The sequence below is a fragment of the Corallococcus sp. 4LFB genome (genome assembly GCF_046520365.1).
Lineage (GTDB): Bacteria > Myxococcota > Myxococcia > Myxococcales > Myxococcaceae > Corallococcus > Corallococcus caeni.
Genome location: NZ_JBKGHJ010000715.1, coordinates 1 through 3,186 on the forward strand (window position 1 = coordinate 1; position 3,186 = coordinate 3,186).

Below are 3,186 nucleotides of genomic sequence, written 5' to 3' on the forward strand. Positions count from 1 at the left end.
CACGGTGACGCACCTCCTCGCGCAGCGTGCCCAGCACCTCCACCCGGGGCACCGGCCCGCCCACGCGGTCCACCCGCTCCGGCGTCAGCGCCACGCCCAGCTCGCGCTGGAAGTGCTGCATCACGGCGGTGGAGAACGCGTCGCGCTCCGAGGGGCTGGCGGAGAAGTCCCCCTCCACCACGGCCGATGACGGAACGTGGCCGCCTCCGGCCCCTCCCGTCCGCCAGCGCCGCGACAGCGCGCGCGCGCACGCCGTCCTCCGACACCGCGCCCGCCCGCGAGCCCGCGTAGCGCTCCCAGCGCGACATGCGGAACGTGTCCGGCGGCCGGAAGCTGTAGCCGTCCCGCCGCAGCTCCGTGCCCAGCGCGCCGGACAGCGACAGCCACACACCGGTGAGCACGGGCAGGAGCACGGGACGGAAGGATAGCGCGAAGCACGGGAAGTCCCGGCCCCCTTCGCGGCCCCGGGGCATGCGGCCCGCCGAGCGCCCTGTTCCGCGTGTGACATCCCGGGCGGGCAGCAGTTACTCTGCCCCGCGAGATGACCCCTGCCGTCCGGGCCGACATGGAAGCACGTGCCGACCGCGCCCTGCGCCGGGGCGAGCTCGCGGAGGCGTTCGAGCTCTTCGAGCACCTGCTCGCCGCCTTCCCGAGCGAGGAGGCGCTGGCCACCAGGCTGGCCCACCTGCGCGACAGCCTCCAGCCGGAGGAGCTGCGGCACCTGAAGAACCGCGTCCGCGAGCCCCAGCGCCTGCCGCTGGGCCCGCCCTCGCCCATGCAGGAGGGCGAGCGCCTCTTCACGCTGGGTGACTACGTGGGCGCGCCGCCGCGTACCGCCGGGCGCTGCAGGAGCGCCCCGGCAACGAGCTGGTGCGGGAGCGGCTGGCGGAGCTGTACCGGATGGCCCGGGAGATGCCCGTGCAGTCCCCCACGGACCGGGCCCTTCCCGCGAAGAAGGAGGACCGGCTCCAGGCCCTCCTGGACCGGCTGGCCTCCCGGCGTCGCCTCAAGCGCGACTGAGGGGTCGCCCCCGCGTCCTTGCGAGCGCGGATCCGACGTGCCAGCTGATTGATGCGTTGCACCCCCCTGGGGTGGCACCTACAATCCGCACCGACGTTGCTGTCATAGTGCCGCCTGCTCCCACTGACACCCGCGTCCGACTTTCTCCTTCCCTATGGCTCGACCTCTACGACTCGGCGTCCTCACCGGCGGTGGTGATTGCCCGGGGCTCAACGCGCTCATCCGAGGCCTCGTCCGCCGGGGCGTGTACGAGTTCGGCCACTCGTTCGTGGGCATCGAGAACGGCTACATGGGGCTGGTGGAGCCGGAGCTCGTCCGCCCGCTCGGGGTGGAGGACACGCGCGGCATCCTGCCCAAGGGCGGCACCATCCTGGGCACGTCCAACAAGGCGAACCCGTTCTCCTACCCGGTGCGTGAGGGCACGGGCTGGGTGGAGCGGGACGTGTCGGAGCAGGTCCTGCGCCGCTGCCAGGAGCTGCGGCTGGACGGGCTGGTGGCCATTGGCGGGGACGGCACGCTGAGCATCGCGTCCCAGCTGGCGGCCAAGGGGCTGAAGGTCGTCGGGTGTCCGAAGACCATCGACAACGACCTGTCCGGCACGGACCAGACGTTCGGCTTCGACACCGCCCGGCTCATCGTCACGGAGGCGCTGGACCGGCTGCACTCCACGGCGGAGTCACACGACCGCGTGATGGTGGTGGAGATCATGGGCCGGCACGCGGGCTTCCTCACGCTGGACAGCGGCATCGCGGGCGGCGCGGACCTCATCCTCATCCCGGAGATCCCCTACCGGGTGACGTCCCTGCTGGAGACGCTGAAGCGGCGGGCCACGCGGCGGCGCAGCTTCTCCATCATCGCCATCTCCGAAGGCGCGTATCCGGAGGGCGGCGCGCTGTCCGTGCTCGCGGAGGCCGCGGACATCCCGGGCCGGGGCGTGGTGCGGCTGGGGGGCTCCGGCAAGGTGTGCGCGGACCTGCTCGCGAGCCACATCGACGCGGAGATCCGCGTCACCGTGCTGGGGCACCTGCAGCGCGGGGGCAGCCCGAGCGCCGCGGACCGCCTGCTGGCCACGCGCTACGGCTGCAAGGTGCTGGACCTGGTGCGGGATGGAGACTGGGGCCACATGGTGGCGCTCAGGAACAGCGACATCGTCAGCGTGCCGCTGAGCGAGTCTCGCAAGGAGCGACGGGTGGATCCGCAAGGGGAGCTGGTGCGGTTCGCGCGGAGCATGGGCATCGGGTTCGGGGACTGAGGGGAGCGCGCGCGCCCACACCATGACGCTCGTCGGCCGCCATATCGGTCGCTATCGCATCCTGGAGGAGCTGGGCTCCGGGGGCATGAGCGTCGTGTACAAGGGCCTGGACACGGCCCTGGACCGCGAGGTCGCGGTGAAGGTGCTGCACCCGCACCTGGCCGGCAAGGACGAGTCGCGGCGGCGCCTGGCGCGCGAGGCCCGCGCGGTGGCGAAGCTGCACCACCCCAACATCCTGGAGGTGTTCGACTTCTCCTCGGCGGAGGCGCACGACGCCTTCATCGTCACCGAGTACATCCGCGGCCGGACGCTCAAGACGTACCTGGATGAAGGCCCGCTGGAGCCGCCGGAGCTGGCGGCGATGATCATCCACGAGCTGGCGGCGGCGCTGGCGCACGCGCACGAGGCGGGCGTCATCCACCGCGACCTGAAGCCGGAGAACGTCATGGTGCGCGAGGACGGGGTCCTCAAGCTCATGGACTTCGGCATCGCGCGGCTGCTGGACATCGAGGACCGGATGACGGTGACGGGCGCGCTGGTGGGCTCGCCCGCGCACATGTCGCCGGAGATCATCGAGGGCCTGGAGGCCGGGCCGGAGGCGGACGTCTTCAGCCTGGGGATCATGTTCTACGCGCTGATGACGGGCCGGCTGCCCTTCACCGCGTCGAACACCACGGCGACGCTGAAGCGCATCCTGGACGGGGCCTATGAGGACCCGCGCCGCCGCGTGCCCGCGCTGTCGGACGAGCTGGCGGAGATCTGCGCGACGTGCCTCCAGCGCGACCCGGCGCGGCGCTACCCAACGCGGCGAAGCTGCGCGACGCGCTGGCGGCGACTGCGCTCGCGGGGCTGGGGTTCCCGCGCGTGGGCGAGGAGCTGATCTCCTTCTTCGCGGACCGCCGTCGTACCAGCGG

At 72.3% G+C, this 3,186-nt stretch carries 1 protein-coding gene and 3 pseudogenes; 3 read left to right on the forward strand and 1 reads right to left on the reverse strand.

Annotation, left to right across the window (positions count from 1 at the left end):
• Positions 1–181, reverse strand: a pseudogene (locus ACLEQD_RS39995) (hypothetical protein); the annotation flags it as partial.
• A gap of 360 nt (positions 182–541) precedes the next feature.
• Between ACLEQD_RS39995 and ACLEQD_RS40000 the strand changes: the two are divergent.
• From ACLEQD_RS40000 to ACLEQD_RS40010, 3 genes and pseudogenes are all read left to right on the forward strand, one after another.
• A pseudogene (locus tag ACLEQD_RS40000) lies at positions 542–1,020 on the forward strand (hypothetical protein).
• A 154-nt stretch (positions 1,021–1,174) separates the two neighbouring features.
• A complete protein-coding gene (locus ACLEQD_RS40005) occupies positions 1,175–2,272 on the forward strand; it encodes a 6-phosphofructokinase (RefSeq protein WP_410391186.1) in 1,098 nt (365 codons plus the stop codon).
• Between the two features lie 22 nt (positions 2,273–2,294).
• Positions 2,295–3,186: pseudogene (locus ACLEQD_RS40010) on the forward strand (serine/threonine-protein kinase); the annotation flags it as partial.